Here is a 22,277-nt window from a genome sequence, read left to right on the forward strand (position 1 = left end):
CCGGCAACTGCAACAGGTACTCGTCGACCACATTCAGGACGAGGAGACCGAGCAGTTCCCGCAGTTGCGAGCCCACCTCCCCGCCGCCACCCTGGTCGAACTGAAGGAGAAGGTCGAGCACGCGAAGAAGCTCGCCCCCACCAGACCGCATCCCGCCGCACCGAACGCCGAACTCTTTCACAAACTCGTCGGCCCGGGCGTAGGACTGGTCGACCGCCTCCGCGACAAACTGACCGACCGCTCGACATAGCGACTGCCGATCCCGAGACCACAAGAACCACGAACAGAGGCAGACAGCGATGAGCCAGTCCCACGAAGACGACTACCGCCCGACCATCGACGACGTCGATCCCAGCGCACTGGCGGTCAATTCCCTGGACGACCACGTCCGGCTATCAGCCGACCCGTCCGAGACCGAGATGGTCGACTCGGGCGGTGAGACCGCCCGAGTCGACCAGGACTCCGACGGCGACACCGTCCTGCCACCCGACAATCCGACGAGGTCTTGAGCACCTCGAGGCTGTACGGGCCGGTGTCGCCTGGCAGGCTATGGCTGCGGCGCCGGTTCTCGAGCAGATGGGGCGTCGGGCTGAAGACGCGGGTGACAGGCGATCTCAGGGCGATGATGCTGCCATCGTTGACGTTGCGCTCGTCGGTGCAGGACGAATCGGACTCCCGATTGTCCGGAACTTGGTGCGTGCCGGGCATGCAGTCATCGCGTACGACGTCCGCGATGAGCGCGAGCAGGACGTCCGAGCGGTCGGCGCGACCTGGTCTGACCACGTCACCGGGGCCTTGGTGCTACTGACCGTCCTCCCTGGCAACCCGGAGCCGGATCCGGAAGCGCCAGTGTAATGGATTTCTCCGGCGAAGATGCGGAGGATTGGCCGTACGCTCTCGAGGATTGCGCGCTCACCGCCAACATAGATGTCCTCCGGACGGCCCGGTGATCAGGGCCTTGTCGCCCGGTTGGACGCGGCCGTGATCGCGAACACCTTGGCGGGCGGTCATCGCTGAGATGGGGACCACTGGAGCCTGTTCGAAGGTGAGGTCCGCCGGCTTAGGAGCGAGCTTGGCCTCGTGGGCCCGGGTGTACTCCGCGAAGGTGCCCTGGCCGACCAGTCATTCCACCGGTCGCTTTCATGTTCAGGTGGAGTGGCGTAGCCGGTTGGTGGTCGTGGTGATGTCAGCGGCCTGTTCGGCCAGTGTGGGGTGGCTGTGCTGGAGTCGGTCTCCGGCGTCGGCCAGGGGTGTCAGCAGGGTTGCGGTGTCGTTGTCGCCGAGGGCGTGGAGGACGCGATCGACGGCTTTCTGCGTGGTCGCGTCGAGGTCGTCGAGTGCGGTGATCTGGGCGGCGAGCCGGCGGAGCCGGGATGCGTTGTCGCGGGCCCATTGGTTGGCGGCACGGTCGCCGGCGCGGCGGTCACGGGCGGCCTGGACGCGCTCTTCGCCGGTCATGCCGGCAGGGTCGGTGGCGTGCGGGTTGAGTCGCAGGTAGCGGCGCTCCGCGGCCTGGCGGCTGGCGACGCCGAGCGCAGGTGCGATCGCGGCCCAACTTGCCCCGCGGGCGCGGGCGGCGCCGATGAGCAGCGGCTCCCAGGCGGCGAGCCGGTCTTGAACGGCCCGCAGGCCAGCCAGTGCGGCCAGTACGTCGTCCGAACTGGCGGTGGTGGTGTCTGGCCGCGCGGGAGCCGGGTTGTCTTGTTGGTGTGCAACGTGGTGGACGGTTTCCTCGACGGCGGCGATCGCGGCCGATGCCGAGGCCTCCGCGGCGTGCGTCTCGTTGGGTGCGTTGGCGGCTGTCACAGTCACCTCCTTTGCCTTCCATCATGTCAGCGATCCGCTGACTTTTCCTGCTTGTCATCGTTTCGATGACATGTTATAAGAGAGGTGCGTATTGACACCACTGATCAACAGACTTTCAGGAGGTGTAGGACGATGTTGATGCGCACCGACCCGTTCCGGGAGTTGGACCGGTTCGCCCAGCAGTTCTTCGGGAGCCAGGCGCCGGGCACGTGGTCGCGACCGACCCCGATGCCGATGGACGCCTACCGCGCCGGCGACCAGTACGTCGTTTCGTTCGACCTGCCCGGGATCTCGCCGGACGCGATCGAGCTGGACGTGGAGCGCAACGTGCTCACGGTGAAGGCCGAGCGCCGGCCGCTCGAGCTCGGCGACGGAGTGGAGATGCAGGTCGCGGAACGTCCGCTCGGGGTCTTCTCCCGGCAGTTGTTCCTGGGCGACACCCTGGATGCCGACCGGATCGAGGCCAGCTACGAGGCCGGCGTACTGACACTGAAGATCCCGATCGCCGAGAAGGCCAAGCCGCGCAAGATCGCCATCAGCGCGGCGGACAGCGAGGACCGAAAGCAGATCGACGCCTGACCCTGGGTGAACCACGCCGCCGATCACGCACCGGTCCCGGTGACGTGAGGCGAGTTGTCGATGAGGTGGGTTCGATGACGGCGACTAACCAGCAGCAGACCCTCGCCGAGGCCGAGGTCTTCGTCGACCTCGTCCTGGACGATGACGAGCTGATGCGCGCCGAGTTCGACGCGCTGATCGCTGCCTGCTGGGAGTCGCCGTCCGAGCCTCCACGCCGCAAGCCGTCGCCACCCAGCGGCGGGTGGACCGGGCGGCCACCGCGCCGGTGGCCGCCATGGCACCGATCCACCCTCACCGGGGGCGTACCGGCGCGGAGCCCTCAGAGCAGGCAGCGCGGCCCTCCGCCGCAGCCGACGCGATGACGTCGCCGTCCTGACGATCCCCGATGAAGCCGTACAACGAAAGCCTGGGGAGGTGGTAGCCCGATTCGATCGTGCTCCTTGACTCGACCCGGTGGTGCGGCCGCCCGCGCTGACACACCCTCACATCGCGGCGGCATTTGACCCGCCTTGTCCTTCCCAGGACGGCACCTGTGGGCCGCCGCACCACCCACCGGGTCCACCGAACCCCATTGACAACGACGCAGACAGAGAAGGTGAGCGATATGACTCTCGGCGCCGTCCGGCAGTCGCCGGCCGTGCGGTGGCTGCCGGCCGAGCCGTTCGCCCACCTCGACGACATCCACCACCGGACCAGCCGGGGCCTGCGCCATCTCGCCGCCGCGTCCTCAACCGGCGGCGAACCGGCCCCGGCGGTCGATGTCGAGGAAACTGCCGACGAGTTCGTCATCGAGCTCGACCTGCCCGGCGCCGTCGCGCGCCAGGTGACCGTGCAGTGGAACGGCCAGCAGCTCGTCGTGCACGGCTGCATCCCCACACGGGTCCACGCCGGGACGCTGCGCCGGTGCGGTCGGCGTACCGGGCCGGTTCACTACGCCGTCAGGCTCCCCGGGCCGGTGCTCGGCGACAAGATCACCGCGACTCTGGCCAACGGCGTACTCACCATCCACGCCCCCAAGGCCCGCCCGTGCCCCGCCGTCTACATCGTCGACCCCGACACGACCGATGGGTACCTGCCATGACCGCGCCGCCGCTCGACCCGTACGCGATCCTCGGCGTCACCATCGAGGCCTCCGACGACGACCTCGACCACGCCTTCCGCGGACTCGTCCGCGGCCTCCACCCCGACACCCGCACACCAGACGCGGACGACGCCGACCGGCGCCTGCAGGAACTCCTCAACGCCTACGCCACCCTGCGCGACCCGATCCGCCGCGCCGCCTACGACCAGGCCCAAGCAGCCGCGCCCAACGCATCCTCAGTCGGCAAACCTTCGCCGCGGCCGCGGCGCTCCGAGGCTGTCGCGTCCGACGCTGCGCGGACCCGGGTAGATCCGGCGATCCGGGTCGGCCCCGTGCGCTGGGAACCGCCACAACCAGGAGTGAAGACCGATGGCCTCCGTTGACGATATCGAGACCTACTGCGACAACGGCGTCTGGAAGACCCGCTGGCGCAACAGTCCCGAGCCATTCGCCGCCGGCGGCGGCCGGGACCGCCAAGTCTCCCAGGGCGCCACCGTCGCACAGTGGTATGGCGTCGACCACATCATCACCAATCCCGACGGCAGCATCGCCGAACACAACTCCTACCGCTACCGCAGGGAAGCTCACGCCGTCGGCCCTCTGGACGTCGACCCGTCGGCACCGGGCAACTCCACGCTCACCCGCAGCGTTGCACTGGCCGCCGGATAGGGCAGTCCAGCTGGCCCCTGCCCAGTCATGGACAAAGCCCGCCGTGCCCGGCTTGCGCAACTGGCCGCCGAGCGACGGGGACCCGGCCGCCGACTGTCTTAACCCCCTGCCGGCGGCTGCGTGGTCTTCAGGCGATTTGTCCGCTGCTGCTCTGCTTCAGCGCGGCGCGACCCATCGCCCCCATCTCGCGGGTTGATCATGTGACCACTCCGCGGCGACCTCGGGAGCCAGCCGCAGGTCGGTCCGGCCGCGGTTGATCTGGAGGGCGGGATCGGACGAAGGAGTTCAGCGCGAACGGGCCGAAGGAGTGTCAAGCCGCCAACGCAGAGATGAGTCCCCCGGAGACGGCTCGGCTACGGGGCAGCGTCGGACAAGTGGGCATGGGGCTCGGGTCTGCCTACTCATCCGGGTCTGCCGCGACCACGGTGCGGTTGGACGCGCGGCAGCGCGCACTGCGGGCGGAAGCCCGCAACGGCAGCCGGCAAAAGGAAAGACGGCGATGAGCCGGGGGTGGGTGGGAGCGCGCGTAGCAGGCGCGGGAGGAGCGAAGCGACTTAGCGCCTGCGTAGCGCGCGTGGGCTGCTCTACCTGATTCGCATGCCGGAGATCGCGCGGGCTATTACCAGGCGCTGGATTTCGGAGGTGCCTTCGAAGATGGTGTAGATCTTGGCGTCTCGGTGCATTCGTTCTACGGGGTATTCGCGGGTGTAGCCGTTGCCGCCAAGGATCTGGATGGCTTCTTCGGTGACCTTGACCGCGACCTCGCCGGCCTTCAGCTTGGCCATGGAGCCTTCGCCGTGTTGATAGTCCGGGGTTTCGCCGCGCATCAACGCCGACGACATGTTGGCGGCGCGCCACACCAGCAACCGGGCGGCGTCGATCTCCACAGCCATGTCGGCGAGTTTGAAGGCGATGCCCTGGTTGTCGATGATCGGGCGGCCGAACTGCTCGCGGGTCTTGGCGTACTCCAATGCCACTTCGTACGCCGCCCGCGCGATCCCGATCGCCTGAGCGCCGACCAGATGGCGGGTCATCTCGAAGGTGGCCATCGACGCGTTGCGCCCCTGCTGCCCAGCGGCACCACCGGCGGGCACCCGAGCGCGCTGGCCGGCGGCCTCGCGGGCGCGGGCCAGGCGCGCGTCCAGCTTCTCCTTGCCGCCAAGCACGTTCTCGGCCGGGATGCGGACGTTGTCGAAGAAGACGTCGGCGGTGTGGGACGCGCGCAGGCCGTGCTTGCGCAGCTTCGTACCCATCTCGAGCCCGCGTACCTCGGACTTGGGTACGACGAACGCCGCCTGCCCCTTGGTCCCGAGCGAGGGATCGACGGTAGCGACGACCACGTGGATGTCCGCGATACCGCCGTTCGTCGCCCAGGCCTTCTGCCCGTTCATGACCCATTCGTTGGTCACCGAGTCGTACGTCGCCCGCGTACGGATCGCGGACACGTCAGAACCCGCACCAGGCTCCGACGAACAGAAGGCGGCCACGCGTACGTCGTCAGGCGTCCCGTAGCAACGCCCCATCCACTGGCTCCACTGCTCAGGGGTGCCGTTGGAGAAGATCGCGGACGATGCCAGCCCGGTGCCCTTCAGTGACATCGCGATGCCGGCGTCGCCCCAGAACAGCTCCTCGTGGACGAGCGGCATCAACAGGCCGGTCGGGTCGACGAAGAGGTTGACGTTCATGTCGAGGCCGTAGAGACCGATCTTCGCGGCCTCCTGGATGATCGGCCACGGCGTCTCCTCGCGCTCGTCCCACTCGGACGCCGCGGGGCGGATGACGTCGGCGGCGAAGGCGTGGGTCCAGTCGCGGATCTCGCGCTGATCGTCGTTGATGGCGAGCGAGAAGGTGCTCCAGCCGGGCTTGGATCGCTCGGCGCCGAGCTCTCCGGCAAGCGTCATCACGTCGGCGGACAGGGCGGGCGCGGACTTCGGGTCGGTCATCAACATCCTCCGGCGGCAAAGAAGCAGACATGGCAGATGTTACCGACGAGTGTAACCGTCGTTTGCACCGGGGGGCACCCCTGTGACTAAGATCGTTCCATGAGCTCCGCGCTGCTCGCGATCGGACGCCGCCGGACCACGGCGGAGCGCCGGCGCGACCGCGAGCGGGACATCATCCGGGCCACCCGCGAACTGTTCGACGAGCGGGGCACGATCGACGCCCAGATCGACGATATCGCCAAGCGGGTCGGGATCAACAAGGCCCTGATCTACCGCCATTTCGCCGGCAAGGAAGAGTTGTTCGCGCTCACCCTGGTCGACTATCTGGGCGAGCTCGATCAACGGCTGGCCGAGGTCGACAACCCTCGGCGGGCGCCGCTGAACAGACTGAAGGCGCTCAGCGAAGTCTTTGTCGACTTCTGCCTGGAGTTCCCGGCCTTCGCCGACTGCGCGATGAGCCTGCTGCGGCGGACCGGTGACGAACTGTTCGGCGAGATCACCGAGCCGGTGATGACCAAGCTCGGTACGGCGATGGCCTCGGCGCTGCAGCGGATCGCGGCGATCCTCGAGGCCGGTCAGCGGAGCGGTGTGTTCGACGACGTCGACAGCGACTACCTCGCCAACCATCTGTACACGCAGACACTCGGTTCGTTGCACATGGCAAGGGTCGGGTTGATCGTGTCGAGCGGCCGGCCCGGGCATCCGGTCGTGCATCATGCCGATGTCGGCACCGTCCGGTCGACCGCGATCACCGCCACGCTCGCAACCGCCGTGGGGCGCAAGGCCCTCAACGGCAAGAAGACAACCCCGCGCTCCACCAGAGCAGGAGAGAAATCGTGACCGAGACCCGCAGAGTGGCCGTTGTCGCCGGCAACAGGATCCCGTTCGCCCGCCAGGACAAGACCTACCGGCACGCCTCCAACTCCGACATGCTCACCGCCGCCCTGAACGGCCTGGTCGACCGCGCCGGCCTCGGCGGCCAGGAGGTCGGTGAGGTGGTCGCCGGCGCGGTGCTGAAGCACGCCCGCGACTGGAACCTGGTCCGCGAGGTGGTTCTCGGGTCCAAGCTCGCCCCGACCACCCCGGCGTACGACATCCAGCAGGCGTGTGGCACAGGGCTCGAGGCGGCCATCCTGGTCGGCAACAAGATCGCCCTCGGTCAGATCGACGTCGGGATCGCGGGTGGTGTCGACACCGCGTCCGACGCGCCGATCTCGGTCAACGATCGGCTGCGCGGCATCCTCCTCGACCTGAACCGGGCCAAGAGCTTCCAGGACCGGCTCAAGGTCCTTGCGCGGGTCCGCCCGAAGGACGTCGTACCCGAGATTCCGCGGAACGCCGAGCCGCGGACCGGCAAGTCCATGGGTGAGCACGCCGCGCTGACCGCGCTCGAGTGGGGCATCACCCGCGATGACCAGGACGAGCTCGCGTACCGCTCCCACATGAACCTGGCCAAGGCGTACGACCGCGGCTTCCAGCAGGACCTGATCACGCCGTACCTCGGTCTCGAGAAGGACCAGAACCTCCGCGCGGACACGTCCCTGGAGAAGCTGGCCAAGCTCAAGACCGTCTACGGCAAGGGCGAGACCGCAACGATGACGGCCGGCAACTCGACGCCGCTGACCGACGGCGCGTCGACCGTGCTGCTGTCGACCGACGAGTGGGCCACCGAGCACGGTCTCCGGCCGCTCGCTTACCTCACGCACTCGCAGACCGCCGCGGTCGACTACGTGAAGGGTGCCGAGGGCTTACTGATGGCCCCCGCGTACGCCGTACCGCGGATGCTCGCGCGCGCCGGCCTGACCCTGCAGGACTTCGACTACTACGAGATCCACGAGGCGTTCGCGTCGCAGGTGCTGGCCACCCTGAAGGCGTGGGAGGACCCGATCTTCTGCAAGGAGCGGCTCGGCCTGGACGCGCCGCTCGGCGAGATCGACCGGGCCAAGCTGAACGTGAACGGCAGTTCGCTGGCCGCGGGCCACCCGTTCGCGGCGACCGGCGGGCGGATCGTTGCCGCGCTGGCCAAGCAACTGAACGAGAACGGCGGTGGGCGGGGCCTGATCTCGATCTGCGCCGCCGGCGGCCAAGGCGTCGTCGCCATCCTCGAGAAGTAGGAGCAGAGAGAATGACGGATCGCTACCAGACCTTCACCCGCACGCCGCTCGGCCAGACGCTGGTGAAGAACCTGGGTCTGCCCGACCCGACGCCGCTGCCGCGCTGGATCGAGGGTTCGCCGGTGATCGACGGACCGGTCGTGTTCGGCGCGATCTCCGAGACCGACGCCGGCAAGGCGATCCAGGCGCTGCTGCGCGACATCGGCGCCTCGTTCAGTACGGCGACCGAAGGCGTGGCGTCGAGCGAGATCCGGCCGAAGGCGCTCGTCTTCGACGCCACCGGCGCGACCTCGACGGCGGAGCTGACCAGCCTGCAACGGTTCTTCTCCCCCGTCATCCGTCAGCTGGCGCCCGCCGGCCGGGTGATCGTGATCGGACGTACGCCGGAGCTCGCGCACTCGACCGAGCAGCAGATCGCCCAGCGCGCCCTCGAGGGCTTCACTCGCAGCCTCGGCAAGGAGGTCAAGCGCGGCGCCACCGTCAACCTCGTGTACGTCGCTCCGGACGCGCACGAGCAACTGGACTCGACGCTCCGCTTCTTCCTCTCCCCCAAGTCGGCGTACGTCGACGGCCAGGTCGCGCGGATCGGGACCGGACCGCTGGTGAGCAACGACCCGGATCACCCGCTGGCCGGCAAGGTCGCCCTCGTGACGGGCGCCGCACGTGGAATCGGCGCCTCGATCGCCGGCACGCTGGCTCGCGATGGCGCCGGCGTGATCGGCGTCGACGTACCCCAGAACGCGGACGCGCTGCGCAAGGTGATGTCCAGGATCGGTGGCAGCGAACTCCTCCTCGACGTGACAGCGGTCGACGCCGCGCAACGGATCGCGGCCCACGCGCAGGAGCAGTACGGCGGCCTCGACATCGTCGTCCACAACGCCGGCATCACGCGCGACAGGCGGCTCGCGAATATGAGGACCGACGCGTGGGACGCCGTACTCGATGTGAACCTGCGCGCGCCGGAGCGGATCACGGAGCATCTGCTCGCGTCTGGAGCCATCAGGGACGGCGGCTCGATCATCGGGGTCGCCAGCATCGCCGGGATCGCGGGTAACAACGGCCAGACGAACTACGCGACCTCCAAGGCCGGCGTGATCGGCCTGGTCCAGGCGTTCGCGCCGAAGCTGACCGAGCGGAACATCCGGATCAACGCGGTCGCGCCGGGCTTCATCGAGACCGAGATGACCGCGAAGGTCCCGTTCACGATCCGCGAGGTCGGCCGCCGGATCAACTCGCTGCAGCAAGGCGGGCAGCCGATCGACGTGGCCGAAACAACTGCCTGGTTCGCCGACCCCGCGTCGGCGGGCGTGACCGGCAACGTGGTCCGCGTCTGCGGCCAGAGCATGCTGGGCGCGTGACATGCCGACCCGACGGTACGACGACACGCCCGGGTTCGGCTCGCTCTACGCCCGGACCGTGAAGGCGACGCTGCGACGCGCGGACTACGAGCCGGACGCGGACGGTCTGACGCTGGAGCTCCCCCGGTCCGCGATCGACCAGGACCACCTGTCGGCGTACCGGGATGTCACCGGGTTCCCGGCCGGTCCTACGCTTCCGGCGACGTACCCGCACGTCCTGGCGTTCCCGCTGCACCTGGACCTGATGTCCGACCCGTCGTTCCCCTACAAGCCGATGGGGATCGTGCACCTGTCCAACGCGATCACCCAGCGGCAGCCGCTCCCGATCCACGCCGAGCCGGCGATCCGCGTTCACAGTACGCCGGAACGCCCGCACCCCAAGGGCACAGTCTTCGACGTGATCAGCGAGGTGAGCGTCGACGGTGAGGTGGTGTGGACCGACCTCACCACCCTGCTCAGCCGCTCGTCCGGAGACGAGTCCGTCAAGGTCGACCTGCTACCGGACCCCGAGCTTGCCCCCACAGCATGGTGGGACCTGCGCGGCAACCTCGGCCGCCGGTACGCCGCCGCGTCCGGCGACCGGAACCCGATCCACCTGTTCAAGCTGACCGCCCAGGCGTTCGGGTTCCCGCGCCAGATCGCGCACGGCATGTGGGCCAAGGCCGCCGCGCTCGCCTCCATCGAGCGCGCCGGCAAGCTGCCGGACGCCTTCGCCGTTCGCGTCGACTTCCGGAAGCCGCTGCTGCTCCCGTCACGTGTGCAGTTCGGGTTCAAGGAGACCGGCAAGACGACCGACTTCGCGCTGTACGACGAGCAGCACGAGCTCACTCACCTGATCGGACAACTGCAGGCACACTGAGCTCCGCGATCCGGTCGAGCACCTCGCCGATCGGCGCCGCCTCGTGCTTCTGACCATCCCGCTCGCGGATCGCCAGCGACCCGGCCGCCGCTTCACGAGCACCGATGACCGCCTGGTACGGCGCCAACCGGTTCTCACGGATGCGGGCACCGAGACTGCCCTCGTCGGCGTGCGCGACCTCGACCCGCAGACCGCGCTGTGCCGCGCGCCGAGCGACGCCGATCGCGACCTGCTCCTCGTCGTCCGAGATCGGGAGTACGACGAGTTGCACCGGAGCCAGCCAGGCCGGGAACGCCCCGCCGTGCACCTCGATCAGCTGCGCGACGGCCCGCTCGATGCTCCCGACGATCGCCCGATGCACCATCACCGGCCGGTGCTTGTTGCCGTCGGCACCGATGTACTCGAGGCCGAAGCGCTCCGGCTGGTGGAAGTCGATCTGGACGGTCGACAGACTGAACTCCCGGCCGGCCGAATCCTCCATCTGGATGTCGATCTTCGGTCCGTAGAAGGCCGCGTCGCCGGGCACCTCCTCGTAGTCGATGCCCGCGTCCTTCAGCACGTCGCGGAGCAGGTCCGCGGAGTGCGCCCAGCTCTCGGCATCGCCGACGTACTTGCAGTCGGGGCTGTTGAAGTCGGCGTCCTCGGACGCCAAGGCGAGGACGTAGCGGGACGGGCTGATACCCATGTCGCGGTACGCCTGGTTGATCAGGTCGAGCGCACTCGCGGCCTCCTCCGCGACTTGGTCGAGGCGGCAGAAGATGTGCGCGTCGTTGAGTTGCATGGCCCGGACTCGGATCAGCCCGCCGATCGCCCCGGACAGCTCGGCGCGGTACTGACCGCCGAGCTCGGAGTAGCGGAGCGGGAGTTCGCGGTAGCTGTGGGCTCTGGAGCGGTACATCAGCGCGTGGTGCGGGCAGATGCTCGGCCGCAGTACGAGCTGCTCGTTGCCGACGTCCATCGGCGGGTACATGTCGTCGCTGTATTTCTCCCAGTGACCGGAGATCTCGTACAGCTCGCGCTTGGCGATCACGGGCGAATACACCTGCTGGTACCCGGCTCTTCGCTCCACGTCGGCGATGTAACTCTCCAAGGCGTGGCGGATCGCAGCACCGGCTGGCAGCCAGTACGGCAGACCGGCGCCGATCAGCGGGTCGGAATCGAACAGGCCGAGTTCACGGCCGAGCTTGCGGTGGTCGTACATGTCAGTGGCTCCTTCAAGAGGTGGGGCGAACCCACGGAGCACGACAAAGCCCCGGGGCACACGCCCCGGGGCTTTGTCAGACAGTCAAGTGTCAGCGCGCCGAGACAAACTCCGGCGTCGTCGTCACTACCGCGCGCTTGAACATGTCTCCAACCGTAGCAGACGCCGTCGCGTCCGGATCTATGGTTGGCGAGTGGACGCCACGTTGATCCTTCCCGATGGGCGGAAGGTGTCGGTCTGGGAGGGCGGGTCTCCCGGAGGAGTCCCGATCGTGTTCCATCACGGCACCCCGTCCGGTCGGCTTCAGGCTGCGCTGGGAGCTGATGCGGCCGTACGGCAGAACGTCCGCATCGTGTCCTTCAATCGGCCTGGGTACGGCGAGTCGACGGATACCGCGCCAGGTCTGGCGTCCGTTGGTGCGGACACGATGCTGGTTGCGGATGCGCTGGGGATCTCGGAGTTCGCCGTACTCGGGGCGTCTGGGGGTGGGCCGTATGCGTTGGCTACTGGGCTGGCGGATCCCGGCCGGGTGCGGGCTGTGGGGGTCGCGGGCGGGGTTGGTCCGTGGCGGTTGATCACGCCTCCGGATCCGGATGATCCTGATCTGCCGATTCTCGCGCTCGTCGACGCCGGCGACGTACCGGGTGCGTTGGCAGGGTTCCGGGCGCAGGCGAGGGTTGCCTTCGAGCGGATGCTCGCGCTCCCGGACGAGGCGATGGTCGACGAGTTCTTCCGGGATGCTCCGACGGAGGACCTCAGCTGGCTCGACCAGGGGGCGCGGCGACTGTGGGCCGCCGATGCGCGCGATGCACTCCATACGTACGACGGTTATGCCCGGGACAACGTCTCGTGGGGCGGTCCCTGGGACATCGACCCCGCTCGGATCGAGGTCCCCACTTGGCTCTGGTACGGCGAACTCGATCGCATGGTCCCACCCGAGCACGGCCGCTGGCACGCGGAGCGGATCCCCAACTCCACGCTCACGATCATCCCGGCCGCCGGCCATGGCGGAACGATCTTCGCCCAGTGGGACGACATGCTCGGCGTACTGCGAGCCGCCGTCCGATAGCTGCTACAGGTCGAGGCCGACCGGGCGGATGAGGCCTTCTTGCGCGACTGAGGCGGCCAACGCGCCGGATTGGGTGTAGAGGCGGCCGGTGGCGAAGCCGCGGGCGTTGGAGGCTGAGGGGGACGCCTGGTCGTAGAGGAGCCATTCGTCGGCGCGGAAGTCGCGGTGGAACCAGAGGGCGTGGTCCAGGGACGCGGGCTGGATTCGGGGGTCGCCGATGACGATGCCGTGTGGGAGAAGGCTGGCGCCGAGGAGAGTCAGGTCGCTGGCGTACGCCAGGACGCACGCATGCAGCGCACGGTCGTCGGGAAGCTTGCCTGCGGCACGGATCCAGAACTGACGACCGCTGAGGCCGGCCAGGCGTACGTCGAGCGCCGCCCACTCCTTGTCCCAGTCGGCGGCCTTGCGGCCCGAGCGCGCTTCGAGGACAGTCGCCAGCCGCGGCGCCTCCTCCGGCGGGACCAGGTCCTCCGGCATCGGGTCCTGGTGGTCGAGCCCCGGCTCCGGCCGCTGGAACGACGCGGACATGTAGAAGATCGGCTTACCGTGCTGCGACGCCACGACCCGCCGGCTGCTGAACGTACCGCCGTCCCGCGTGGGCTCCGGCCGGTAGATGATCGGTACGGCGGTATCGCCGGGGCGCAGGAAGTAGCCGTGCAGCGAGTGCACCACCCGCTCGGGATCGACCGTCCGGCTCGCCGCCGCCAGCGCCTGACCGAGCACCTGGCCGCCGAACACGCGTTGCAAGGAGGTCTCCGGCTGCCGGCCGCGGAACAGGTCGACCTCGATCATCTCCAGGTCGAGCAGCTCGACCAGATCCTCCAGCGACTCAGGCATGCCTCATCCTGACAGTCCGGAGCGTGCGAACAAGAACCGGGGACCTCGGACAGGAAATAACCTGTCCGAGGTCCCCGGATCGTGTCAGCGGGGTACCGCGGTGGTCAGTCCTCGTCGTCGCGGTTGAGTTCCGCGAGGAACTGCTCGACCTCGGCGCCGAGCTCTTCGGCGGACGGAGTGGAATCGGCCAGGAGGCTCTTGCGGCTGAGCGAGCCCGCCGCAGCGTCGTACTGCGTCTCGAGCGCGTTCACGACCGCGGACGCGTCCTCCGAGGCTTCGACCTGCTCGTCGACCAGCTTGCCGGTGACGGCGGCCTCGTCGAGCAGAGCCTTGCTAGGGAGCAGCAGGCCGGTGGCCGCGGAGACCGCGTGCACCAGAGCCAGCGCCGCGCCGGGGAAGCGGTTCTCGGCCAGGTAGTGCGGCACGTGGACCGCGAAACCCATCGCGTCCTTGCCGGCCTCGCCCAGCCGCACCTGCAGCATCGTGCCGGCGCTCGCCGGAAGGCGCATCTCGCCGTCCCAGATGTTCGAGCGGGTGACCAACTCAGGCCGCGTCGCGTGGGCGGTCAGACCGAGCGGGCGGGTGTGCGGCACGCCCATCGGGATGCCGTGGACGCCGATCGTGAGCGTCACGTTGTAGCGCTCGATCAACTGCCGGACCGCGCCGGCGAACCGATCCCAGTGGTTGTCCGGCTCGGGGCCCTCGAGCAGCAGGAACTCGACACCCGCGTCGTCCTTCAGCAGGTGCAGGCTCAGCCGCGGCGGCGTGTAGTCGATGAACCGGTCCTCGGCGAACGTGACCTCAGGCCGCCGGGCCCGGTAGTCGTGCAGGAGGTCGATGTCGAACCGCGCGAGCAGCCGGTGGTCCAGCACCTCGAGCAGGTGGTCGGCCGTGACCCGGCCCGCCTGACCTGCGTCCATGAACCCGTCCAGCGAGTGCACCAGAACCTTCGGCGTCGCCGCCGGGCCGGTCGCCACCGACTCGTCGACGATCTCGTAGAGGTCGTCCGGTCGCAGCATCGTCGTTCTCCTTCACGTCTGGCCAACAGGGCGGGTAGGCCCCTCTATCCTGCCCTCTCCACCTGACAACGCCCGACCTCGGGCCCACATTCCGGTGCTCGCGATCTTTCAGCATCTTCCAAGATTCGGCCCGCGGGGAGACAGCGTTGGAAAGCGCTTGCTAAGTTGCTGTCGTGCGCACCGAACCTGACTCCGCCCTGACCGTCATGCTGGCGATGAACGACGCCAGCCGGGATCGCGTGCTCGTCCCGCGGGTCCGCAAGCGCCTGGAAGCGGCCGCGACCGTGCTGCCGGTCGGCCCCGGGACCAGCTTCCTCGCCGACCCCGCGATCAATGCCGCGCTGGCCGATGTCGACGTACTGCTGACCGGGTGGGGATGCCCGCGGATCGGGCCCGAGGTGCTCGACGCCGCGCCGAAGCTGCGGGCGATCCTGCATGCGGCCGGTTCGGTGAAGGCGATGGTCGACCCATCCGCGTTCGACCGCGGGATCCAGGTCTCGTCGGCGGCCACCGCCAACGCGCTGCCGGTGGCGGAGTTCACCGTGGCCGCGATCGTGCTGGCCGGCAAGCGGGCGTTCCGGCTGGCGGCGCAGTACCGGCTGGAGCGGCGTAAGTCGGACCCGCACGCGATGCCGGGCAGCTACGGTACGACGGTCGGCCTGCTGGGCGCCTCGCGGATCGCCCGGATGGTGGCCGAGCGACTCCGCACCTTCGACCTGAACGTTCTGATCAGCGACCCGTACCTGAACGAGGCCGAGGCGGCCGGGCTCGGCGCTGAACTGGTCGACAACGACTCGCTCTTCAGCCGCAGCGACATCCTCAGCGTGCACGCGCCGCTCATCCCGGAGACCGTCGGGCTGGTGGACGCGCGCCTGCTCGGCCTGCTGCGGGACGGCTCGGTCCTGATCAACACCGCACGCGGCAAGATCATCGACGCCCAGGCGCTGGAGCGTGAGTGCGTCTCCGGCCGGATCGACGCGGTCCTCGACGTGACCGACCCCGAGCCGCTGCCGCCGGACTCCCCGCTGCTAGACCTGCCGAACGTCTTCGTCACCCCCCACGTAGCCGGTGCGGTCGGCAACGAAATCGCCCGCCTCGGTGAGCTGGCCGTCAGCGAGCTAGAGCGCCTCGCCGCCGGCGAACCACTCCAGCACGCCATCAGCCCCTCCGACATCGGGAGACTTGCATGAGCCGCCTCGTCCTGCCCGACACCGACCGCGTTCTGTCCCGGCAGACTGGGTGGGTCCGTGCGCACTGGGAGGCTCTGGCGGATCACCTGCTGGAGTCGTTGGTGCCGTACTTCTCCCCCGGTGCGTCGCTGATCGAGCTGCCTGGGCGGCCGAGTCGGTCAGGTACGGCGTCCGACCAGTTGGAGGGTTTCGCTCGGTCGTTCATGCTGGCCGCGTTCCGGATTGGCGGGGTGCGCGGTGAGGGGTGCGAGGCGCTCATCGAGCGGTACGCGCGCGGGGTGGCGAACGGCGCGAACCCGGACCACCCCGAGTCATGGCTGCGCCTGACCCCGCGCTCGCAGCAGATGGTCGAGGCCGCAGCGATTGCGGTGTCCCTGCACGAGACGCGGGAGTGGATCTGGGACCGGCTCGACACCCGCGCCCGGGAACACGTGGCCGAGTGGCTCGGTGGGTTCATCGGGTCCACGACGCATGACAACAACTGGCGGCTGTTCCAGGTCGTGAGTGAGCAGTTCCTCGCGTCGGTCGGAGCGCCGTACTCGCAGGAGGACATCGACGGCGGGCTGGACCGGATCGAGGACTGGTACGTCGGTGACGGGTGGTACTCCGACGGCGACGGGCAGAACTTCGACAACTACATCGGTTGGGCGATGCACCTCTACCCGGGACTGTGGACACGGATGGCGGCTGCCACGCCGGGTGCGGCGTACGAGGACCGGCTGAAGGTCTACCGGGAGCGAATCGGTCTGTTCCTGGAGGACGCGGTGCATCTGGTCGGCAACGACGGCGCACCGGTGTACCAGGGGCGCTCGCTGACGTACCGGATGGCCGCGGCCACGCCGTACTGGATGGGTGCGCTGCTGGACTCCACTCCCCTGTCGCCCGGGCAGACGCGGCGGCTGTGCTCCGGGATCGCGCGGCACTTCGTGCAACACGGCGTACCGGATGAGCGTGGGCTGCTGACGCTGGGGTGGTACGACACGTTCCTGCCGACTACACAGCAGTACTCCGGGCCTGGCTCGCCGTACTGGGCGTCGAAGGGGTTCATCGGGCTGCTGCTGCCGCCGGAACACCCGGTGTGGACGGACCCGGAGGACTCGATCCCGCTGGACGACGCAGATCAGGTACGGGCGATGCCGGCGCCGGGGTGGATCGTGCACGCGAGCCGGCACGACCAGATCGTCCAGTTGGTCAACCACGGCGCGGATCACGCGCCTCTCGCCGAGCCGGAAGGCGTGGAGCCGGAGGGCGACTCGCACTACAACCGGCTGGCGTACGCGAACCACGCTGGGCCGGAGTTGTCCGACCACGCGCCGCGGATCGACAACCTGATCGCGCTCGTCGATGCGGACGGCCGGTCGAGCGCGCGTGGACGGATCCGGCGGATCGGAGTCAGCGGACGTACGGCGTCCTCGTGGCACAAGGCGTGGTTGGGAACGGACGGGCCGTGGCGGATCGAGACGGCATCGGTTGTGCACGGCGGGTGGGAGATCCGGTGTGCGCTGGTCGAAGGGCCGGCTGGCACGTTGGTGCGCAGTGGCGGGTTCGCGGTCGCCGGGACGTCCTTGCCTGAGGCAACCGCTGGGGACCGGTCGGCATCGGCGCGGAGTCTCGACGGGCTGATGTCCGCGGTGGTCGGTCTGCACGGGTACGACGAAGCGGGCGTGCACCGGGGTCTTGGTGCGAATCCGTTCGGTGTGCACTCGGCTACGCCGTACCTGACCGCTCCGCACGACGGGGACCCGCTCGTGCTGGTGGGCGCCGTACTGCTGACGCGGGACGCGCTGCGGCCGGAAGCGCTTGCCGAGGGCATCGATGTTGCGGTGGACGGTACGACGGTGCGGATCAGCCTGCCTGGTGGGGGCACTGAGGTCGTCGAGCTGGGACAGACACGCCCTTAGGTCAGGCTCCCCAACCGTGTGCTCGGCGGATCCGGTCAGTAGATTGACGGGATGAGCACGTACGAGAAACTTTTGCAGGAACAGATCCGTAACGAATTCACGGCGTCGCAGCAGTACACGGCAGTGGCTGTCTGGTACGACGATCAGGATCTGCCGCAGCTGGCTGGGCACTTCTACAAGCAGGCGCTCGAAGAGCGCAATCACGCGATGATGATGGTGCAATACCTGCTGGACAAGGACATCCGTCCGAACATCCCCGGTGTCGGCGAGGTGGAGAGCGACTTCAAGACGGCGCTGGAGCCGCTGGAACTCGCGCTGCAGCAGGAGATCACGGTCACCAAGCAGATCGAGACGCTGGCGCGGGCCGCTCGGGACGAGAGCAACTACATCGGCGAGCAATTCATGCAGTGGTTCCTGAAGGAGCAGGTCGAGGAGGTCTCCGCGATGACCACGCTCGTGAACGTCGCGAAGCGCGCCGGAGACAACCTCTTCCACCTCGAAGACTTCCTCGCCCGGGAAGTTTCCGGGGCGCCCGCCGATGACCCCACCGCTCCTACTGCGGCGGGTGGGCGGGTCTAAGTACTTTTCTGTTGTCTCTTGGTTGGTCGGGTGCCCCATGCGGCCGGCGCGGTCGCCTGAGGTCCTCGCCCCTCCGGCCGGAGACGGTTGTGGGCTGAGCCTTGCACGGTGGCTGGGGTGGGCGGGTAGTGCGTGCGGGGGCTTGGGGTTGCCGGCGGGTGGCGGGTGGCGGGTGGTTGGGTTACCAGCTGCCGCCGCCTCCGCCTCCTCCGCCGCCGCCCGAGGAGGAAGATGAGCTGCTGCTGCTGAAGCCGGAGGAGAGGCCTCCTCCGGTTGAGGGGCTGGGGGGTGGGCTGAAGGTGGTGGTTACTGTGGTGGTTACGTTGGCGGCGGTCCAGGGTGAGGTGTAGTAGGACGGGCCGGTGTACCAGGTGGGGTCGGAGGTCAGGCGGCCTGCGTCCACCAGTTGGTGGCAGAGCTTTTGCCAGTGGCCGGCGAGGTCGAAGACGATGGCCCAGGGCAAGTACTTGCTGAAGATGTCCTCGCCGTTCTCGAAGCGGAGCTGGTCCGCTTCCGCGGTCGCGAGGTACTTGCGGAATCCGATCACCTGGTCCGTGATCGCCCGACCGGTCGCCGTCCGCCGGCCTTCGCGGCGCTTCCTGAACCAGTCGATCGCCAGGTTGATCAGCAGGAGCACCGGCACCGCGACGACGACCGCCGGACCCAGCCAGCTCGGTGCGCCGAACTTGACGATCCAGATGATCAGCCCCACCAGGCAGGTCAGAACGGCGAGGAACACCAGACAGCCGAGCGCCGTCCCCCAATCGCCCGAGGACGGCACGACCCGCGACCTGCGCGGCATCCGGACGTACCACTTCCGCTCTTCGACCTGCTCCCGCAGCGCATCGACCGTGCTCTCCGCCGCCCGCACCATCGAGTGATCACCAACCGCCGGCCTCTCCAGCCGCGCCACCGCTCCCGCCTGGTGCCCCGGGAACAAGCCCCTCAACAGCGCGCGCTCGTGCGGCGCGGTAGCCACGTCCGCATCGACCAGGACGGCCGTCCGTTCGTCGTCGGAGTTCTCGATCCGGATCGCACCACGGACCGCGAGATCGATCAGCGTCGCCGCGATCTCCGCCGTATCCGCCTTCGCATCGACCAGCAATCCACCTTCAGCGGCCGAGATCCGCGGCGGCGAGAACGCGACCGGAAGCTGCTCCTCGGCCAGCCTGTCCTTCTCCGTCTGTACGGCGAGCCCGTCCAGCGGTACGGTCCCCGGCGGCATCCCGGCGTACCGCCGGTCCCGGCCGCCCCGCTTGGTGTGCAGCCGCGTGGCCACGATCAGTCCCACGCTGACCAGACCGGCCACCAAGACCATGGGCACACTCAGTCGGAAGCGCTCGAGCAGGCCCGGTGGGTCGACCACGATCGGAGTGTCGTTGCGCACGGCACCGGCTTTGATCGCGGCGACGATCGTCAGCTGCTCACCACGAACGATGTCGACCTCTTGACCGAACACAGCCGTCCCAGCGCGGATGCTCTTCGACTCACAGCTGTCCGTCGAGCCGGCCGGCCCGACGAAGCAGCTGACCCGCTGCACCCCCTGCGGCACCGTCACGCTGACGTCCACCCGGTCCAGAGTTGCGTCCCAAGCAGACCCGGTGGCATCCCAGAACAACTCGCCGTGGTCCTCGAAGTGCCGGAGCGCACCACGGACCTCGTAGCTGATCGTGTACGTCGCGTCCCGCCCGGGCACCGTCTCGCTCGAGGAGCCGATCTTGATCCGCAGGACCCGGTCGCGGCGGCCGTTCTTCTCGATCGTGGAGGTCTCGAACGAGTCCGGCGCCGTCGGTGACGACACCTTGATGTTCGAGACGTCGTACCTCTGGTCCTTGCTCTTGTCGTCGGCGAACGGCTCGCGGATCACCAGGTCGCGATAGATGCCGTGCCGATCCGTGCCGATGAAGTGGTAGTCGATCGTCTCGGTGACCTGCAGTACGCCGTCCGCGGTGACGGTGTAGTCGATCGCCATCCGCGTCACCCGGTCGCCGACCTCGGCCGACGCCGGGATCGCGAAGCCGGCCAACGCCAGGGTCGCGACGAGCGTGCTGAACAGGATCCCGAGTGCCCGACGCATGCCCGCGAGACTACCGAGCGTAAGGGCCGCGACTACCAGCTACCGCCGCCCCCACCGCCACCACCGCCGCCGGACGAGCCGCCGCTGAAGCCGGAGGAGCTGCCGCCGCCTCCCCCGCTGCTGGCCGGAGCCGGCGGCGGGTCGAAGGTGTGCGCGACGGTCGAGCTGACAGCCCCCGCCGTCCATCCCGAGGTGTAGTACGACGGTCCGCTGTACCAGTACGGGTCAGGCGTCAACCGGCCCGCGGCGACCAGCCGCTCGCAAACCTTCTGCCATCGATCGGCCAGGTCGAACGCGATCGCCCAGGGCAGGTACTTCGAGAAGATGTCCTCACCCTCCTCGAACCGGAGCTGCTCCGCCTCCGCTGTCGCCAGGTACTTCCGGAACCCGATCAGCTGATCCGTGACCGCCCGCCCGGCCGGATTGCGCTGCCCACGCCCGCGGATCGCGATCCAGAGGCCGATGGCAACGATCACCGCGATCACCGGGATCGCGATCACCACCGCACGACCGAGCCCGCCGGTGAACGCCGCGGTGGCTGTGCCGGCCAGGCCGGCACCGACCACCCAGAACCCGATCATCGCCATGCACGCGCACCCGGTACCGCTCTTGAACACCGAGCCGCCGCCGGCGCGCGGCATCCGCAGGTACCACGCACGCTCCTTCACCTGCGCCCGCAGCGCCGCGATCATCGCGTCGTGCGCCCGCCGCATCGTGTGGTCGCCCACTGCACCCCGGCGCAGCAGCACCTCCGACCCCGGCTGCAGTGTCGGGAACAGACCGGACATCAGCGCCTGCTCGTGCGGCGCGGTCGCGACTGCCGGGTTCAGCAGCACCGCCTTCTGATCGTTGCCGGTGTTCTCGATCCGTACGCCGCCGCGCACCGCCATGTCGATCAGCGTCGCGGCCGTCTCGGTCGTGGTCGCCTTCGCGTCGATCAGCAGACCACCTTCGGCCACCGGGATCCTCGGCGGCGCGAACGCGACCGGGATCTGGTCCTCGGCCAGGTCGTCCTTCACCGGCTCGGCAGCGACACCGTCCGGCGGGAAGGTGCCGGGTGGCATCCCGGCGTACCGCTGGTCCTTGTTGCCGCGCTGCGAGTACAGCCACGCGCCGGCGATCGCGGCGAGAGTGACGACGCCGGAGCCGATCAGCGCCGGCAGGCTCACGCCGTTGCGTTCCATCCAGCTGGGCGCGTCGACGACGATCGGAGCGTCGTTGCTGACCACGCCGGCCTTGATGCCGGCGACGATCGTCATCTGGTCGCTGCGAGCCAGCCGGCTGGCGCTGAAGATGCCCTTGTCGCCACTGACGCTGCTCGTACATTCGTCGGTCGAGCCGTACGGGCCTTGGAAGCACTGCGTCTTCTGCACACCTTCCGGCACGCTCACGCTGACGTCGGCCTGGTCGATCACCGCGTCCCAACCGTCGCCGGTCGCATCCCAGTACAGCTCGCTGTGGTCGTCGAAGTGCCGGAGCGCCCCGCGGACGTCGTACGTGATCACGTACGTCGCGTCGTACCCCGAGATGGTCTCGTTCGCGGAGCCGATCTGGATCCGCAGACTCTCGTCGCGATCGTCGTTGTACTTGAACGTCTCCGTGGTGAACTCGTCGGGCGCACCGGACGGGCTGTCGACGGTGATGTTCGAGACCTCGTACTTCTGGTCCTTCGAGTCGTCGTCGACGTACGGCTCGCGGGTCACCAGGTCGCGGAAGATGCCGTGCCGGCCGGTGTCGCCGAAGCTGTAGGCGATCGTCTCCTTGACCTGCAGCACGCCGTCGGCGGTGACGTTGTAGTCGATCGTGAAGTTCTTGATCTCGTCACCCGTCGCCGCCGCGGCGGGCAGTGCGAAACCGCCGACTGCCAGACCGGCGACGAGCGTGCTGATGATGACCCCGAGTGCCCTACGCATGGCCGCGACCCTACCGAGCGTGAGGGTCCGCCGGGGCGAGGTGGCCCGGCCGGGCGGCTGACGGCTCAGGCGAATCCGGCAC

Annotated in this window: 22 protein-coding genes and 1 pseudogene; 16 read left to right on the forward strand and 7 right to left on the reverse strand. The window is 68.7% G+C overall.

Annotation, left to right across the window (positions count from 1 at the left end):
• The 3 genes and pseudogenes from E0H73_RS43145 to E0H73_RS48590 form a co-directional block, all read left to right on the forward strand.
• A pseudogene (locus E0H73_RS43145) lies at positions 1-250 on the forward strand (hemerythrin domain-containing protein); the annotation flags it as partial.
• A 49-nt stretch (positions 251-299) separates the two neighbouring features.
• A complete protein-coding gene (locus tag E0H73_RS43150) occupies positions 300-509 on the forward strand; it encodes a hypothetical protein (RefSeq protein WP_131366719.1) in 210 nt (69 codons plus the stop codon).
• A gap of 67 nt (positions 510-576) precedes the next feature.
• Complete coding sequence (locus E0H73_RS48590) at positions 577-855, forward strand: NAD(P)-binding domain-containing protein (RefSeq protein ID WP_420323455.1); 279 nt, start codon at positions 577-579, stop codon at positions 853-855.
• Between the two features lie 291 nt (positions 856-1,146).
• On the opposite strand, the gene E0H73_RS43160 is transcribed toward E0H73_RS48590, so the two are convergent.
• Positions 1,147-1,806 (reverse strand): hypothetical protein, encoded by a 660-nt coding sequence (locus E0H73_RS43160; RefSeq protein WP_131366723.1) that lies wholly within the window; start codon positions 1,804-1,806, stop codon positions 1,147-1,149.
• A 132-nt stretch (positions 1,807-1,938) separates the two neighbouring features.
• Between E0H73_RS43160 and E0H73_RS43165 the strand changes: the two genes are divergently transcribed.
• The 5 genes from E0H73_RS43165 (at position 1,939) to E0H73_RS43185 (ending at position 4,135) form a co-directional block, all read left to right on the forward strand.
• Complete coding sequence (locus E0H73_RS43165) at positions 1,939-2,385, forward strand: Hsp20/alpha crystallin family protein (protein ID WP_131366725.1); 447 nt, start codon at positions 1,939-1,941, stop codon at positions 2,383-2,385.
• 74 nt (positions 2,386-2,459) lie between these two features.
• On the forward strand, positions 2,460-2,747 hold the full coding sequence (locus E0H73_RS43170; RefSeq protein WP_131366727.1) for a hypothetical protein: 288 nt from the start codon (positions 2,460-2,462) through the stop codon (positions 2,745-2,747).
• A gap of 242 nt (positions 2,748-2,989) precedes the next feature.
• Entirely contained in the window at positions 2,990-3,466 is a 477-nt protein-coding gene (locus E0H73_RS43175; RefSeq protein ID WP_131366729.1) for an Hsp20/alpha crystallin family protein, read from the forward strand.
• Entirely contained in the window at positions 3,463-3,849 is a 387-nt protein-coding gene (locus E0H73_RS43180; protein WP_131366731.1) for a J domain-containing protein, read from the forward strand. Before E0H73_RS43175 ends, E0H73_RS43180 begins: the two co-directional genes overlap by 4 nt.
• Positions 3,836-4,135 carry a hypothetical protein gene (locus E0H73_RS43185; RefSeq protein ID WP_131366733.1) on the forward strand — a complete coding sequence of 100 codons (300 nt, stop codon included), beginning with the start codon at positions 3,836-3,838 and terminating at the stop codon, positions 4,133-4,135. Before E0H73_RS43180 ends, E0H73_RS43185 begins: the two co-directional genes overlap by 14 nt.
• Before the next feature lie 584 nt (positions 4,136-4,719).
• Here E0H73_RS43185 and E0H73_RS43190 read toward each other — a convergent pair.
• The gene (locus E0H73_RS43190) at positions 4,720-6,078 is read right to left on the reverse strand and encodes an acyl-CoA dehydrogenase family protein (protein ID WP_202867886.1); all 1,359 of its coding nucleotides are present in this window, start codon (positions 6,076-6,078) and stop codon (positions 4,720-4,722) included.
• A 99-nt stretch (positions 6,079-6,177) separates the two neighbouring features.
• Between E0H73_RS43190 and E0H73_RS43195 the strand changes: the two genes are divergently transcribed.
• The 4 genes from E0H73_RS43195 to E0H73_RS43210 are packed head-to-tail and all read left to right on the forward strand — an operon-like array spanning position 6,178 to position 10,409.
• The gene (locus E0H73_RS43195; protein WP_238164646.1) at positions 6,178-6,918 is read left to right on the forward strand and encodes a TetR/AcrR family transcriptional regulator; all 741 of its coding nucleotides are present in this window, start codon (positions 6,178-6,180) and stop codon (positions 6,916-6,918) included.
• A complete protein-coding gene (locus tag E0H73_RS43200) occupies positions 6,915-8,192 on the forward strand; it encodes an acetyl-CoA C-acetyltransferase (protein ID WP_131366737.1) in 1,278 nt (425 codons plus the stop codon). The genes E0H73_RS43195 and E0H73_RS43200 overlap by 4 nt, the downstream gene beginning before the upstream one ends.
• 11 nt (positions 8,193-8,203) lie before the next feature.
• The gene (locus E0H73_RS43205; RefSeq protein ID WP_131366739.1) at positions 8,204-9,550 is read left to right on the forward strand and encodes a 3-oxoacyl-ACP reductase; all 1,347 of its coding nucleotides are present in this window, start codon (positions 8,204-8,206) and stop codon (positions 9,548-9,550) included.
• 1 nt (position 9,551) lies between these two features.
• Positions 9,552-10,409, forward strand: a complete 858-nt coding sequence (locus tag E0H73_RS43210; RefSeq protein ID WP_131366740.1) for a MaoC/PaaZ C-terminal domain-containing protein — start codon at positions 9,552-9,554, stop codon at positions 10,407-10,409.
• Here the strand turns inward: E0H73_RS43210 and thrS are convergent.
• Positions 10,375-11,610 (reverse strand): threonine--tRNA ligase, encoded by a 1,236-nt coding sequence (thrS, locus tag E0H73_RS43215; protein ID WP_131366742.1) that lies wholly within the window; start codon positions 11,608-11,610, stop codon positions 10,375-10,377. The two genes, E0H73_RS43210 and thrS, sit on opposite strands and share 35 nt — an antisense overlap.
• A gap of 193 nt (positions 11,611-11,803) precedes the next feature.
• Here thrS and E0H73_RS43220 point away from each other — a divergent pair, with 193 nt between their 5' ends.
• A complete protein-coding gene (locus tag E0H73_RS43220; RefSeq protein ID WP_165556134.1) occupies positions 11,804-12,679 on the forward strand; it encodes an alpha/beta fold hydrolase in 876 nt (291 codons plus the stop codon).
• A gap of 3 nt (positions 12,680-12,682) precedes the next feature.
• On the opposite strand, the gene E0H73_RS43225 is transcribed toward E0H73_RS43220, so the two are convergent.
• Positions 12,683-13,516, reverse strand: a complete 834-nt coding sequence (locus tag E0H73_RS43225; protein ID WP_131366746.1) for an acyl-CoA thioesterase — start codon at positions 13,514-13,516, stop codon at positions 12,683-12,685.
• Between the two features lie 104 nt (positions 13,517-13,620).
• Positions 13,621-14,535 carry a proteasome assembly chaperone family protein gene (locus tag E0H73_RS43230; protein ID WP_131366748.1) on the reverse strand — a complete coding sequence of 305 codons (915 nt, stop codon included), beginning with the start codon at positions 14,533-14,535 and terminating at the stop codon, positions 13,621-13,623.
• Positions 14,536-14,708: 173 nt separating this feature from the next.
• Here E0H73_RS43230 and E0H73_RS43235 point away from each other — a divergent pair, with 173 nt between their 5' ends.
• The 3 genes from E0H73_RS43235 to E0H73_RS43245 are packed head-to-tail and all read left to right on the forward strand — an operon-like array spanning position 14,709 to position 18,205.
• Positions 14,709-15,725 (forward strand): hydroxyacid dehydrogenase, encoded by a 1,017-nt coding sequence (locus tag E0H73_RS43235; protein ID WP_238164647.1) that lies wholly within the window; start codon positions 14,709-14,711, stop codon positions 15,723-15,725.
• Positions 15,722-17,626: a DUF2264 domain-containing protein gene (locus E0H73_RS43240; protein ID WP_131366750.1), complete on the forward strand. Its 1,905-nt coding sequence runs from the start codon at positions 15,722-15,724 to the stop codon at positions 17,624-17,626. The genes E0H73_RS43235 and E0H73_RS43240 overlap by 4 nt, the downstream gene beginning before the upstream one ends.
• A gap of 51 nt (positions 17,627-17,677) precedes the next feature.
• Complete coding sequence (locus E0H73_RS43245; protein WP_131366752.1) at positions 17,678-18,205, forward strand: ferritin; 528 nt, start codon at positions 17,678-17,680, stop codon at positions 18,203-18,205.
• Positions 18,206-18,386: 181 nt separating this feature from the next.
• Here the strand turns inward: E0H73_RS43245 and E0H73_RS43250 are convergent, their stop codons facing one another.
• Positions 18,387-20,282: a DUF2207 domain-containing protein gene (locus E0H73_RS43250; RefSeq protein WP_131366753.1), complete on the reverse strand. Its 1,896-nt coding sequence runs from the start codon at positions 20,280-20,282 to the stop codon at positions 18,387-18,389.
• A 32-nt stretch (positions 20,283-20,314) separates the two neighbouring features.
• A complete protein-coding gene (locus E0H73_RS43255) occupies positions 20,315-22,195 on the reverse strand; it encodes a DUF2207 domain-containing protein (protein WP_131366755.1) in 1,881 nt (626 codons plus the stop codon).
• Positions 22,196-22,277: the final 82 nt, after the last annotated feature.

It is taken from the genome of Kribbella pittospori (assembly GCF_004331465.1).
Taxonomy (GTDB): Bacteria; Actinomycetota; Actinomycetes; order Propionibacteriales; family Kribbellaceae; genus Kribbella; species Kribbella pittospori.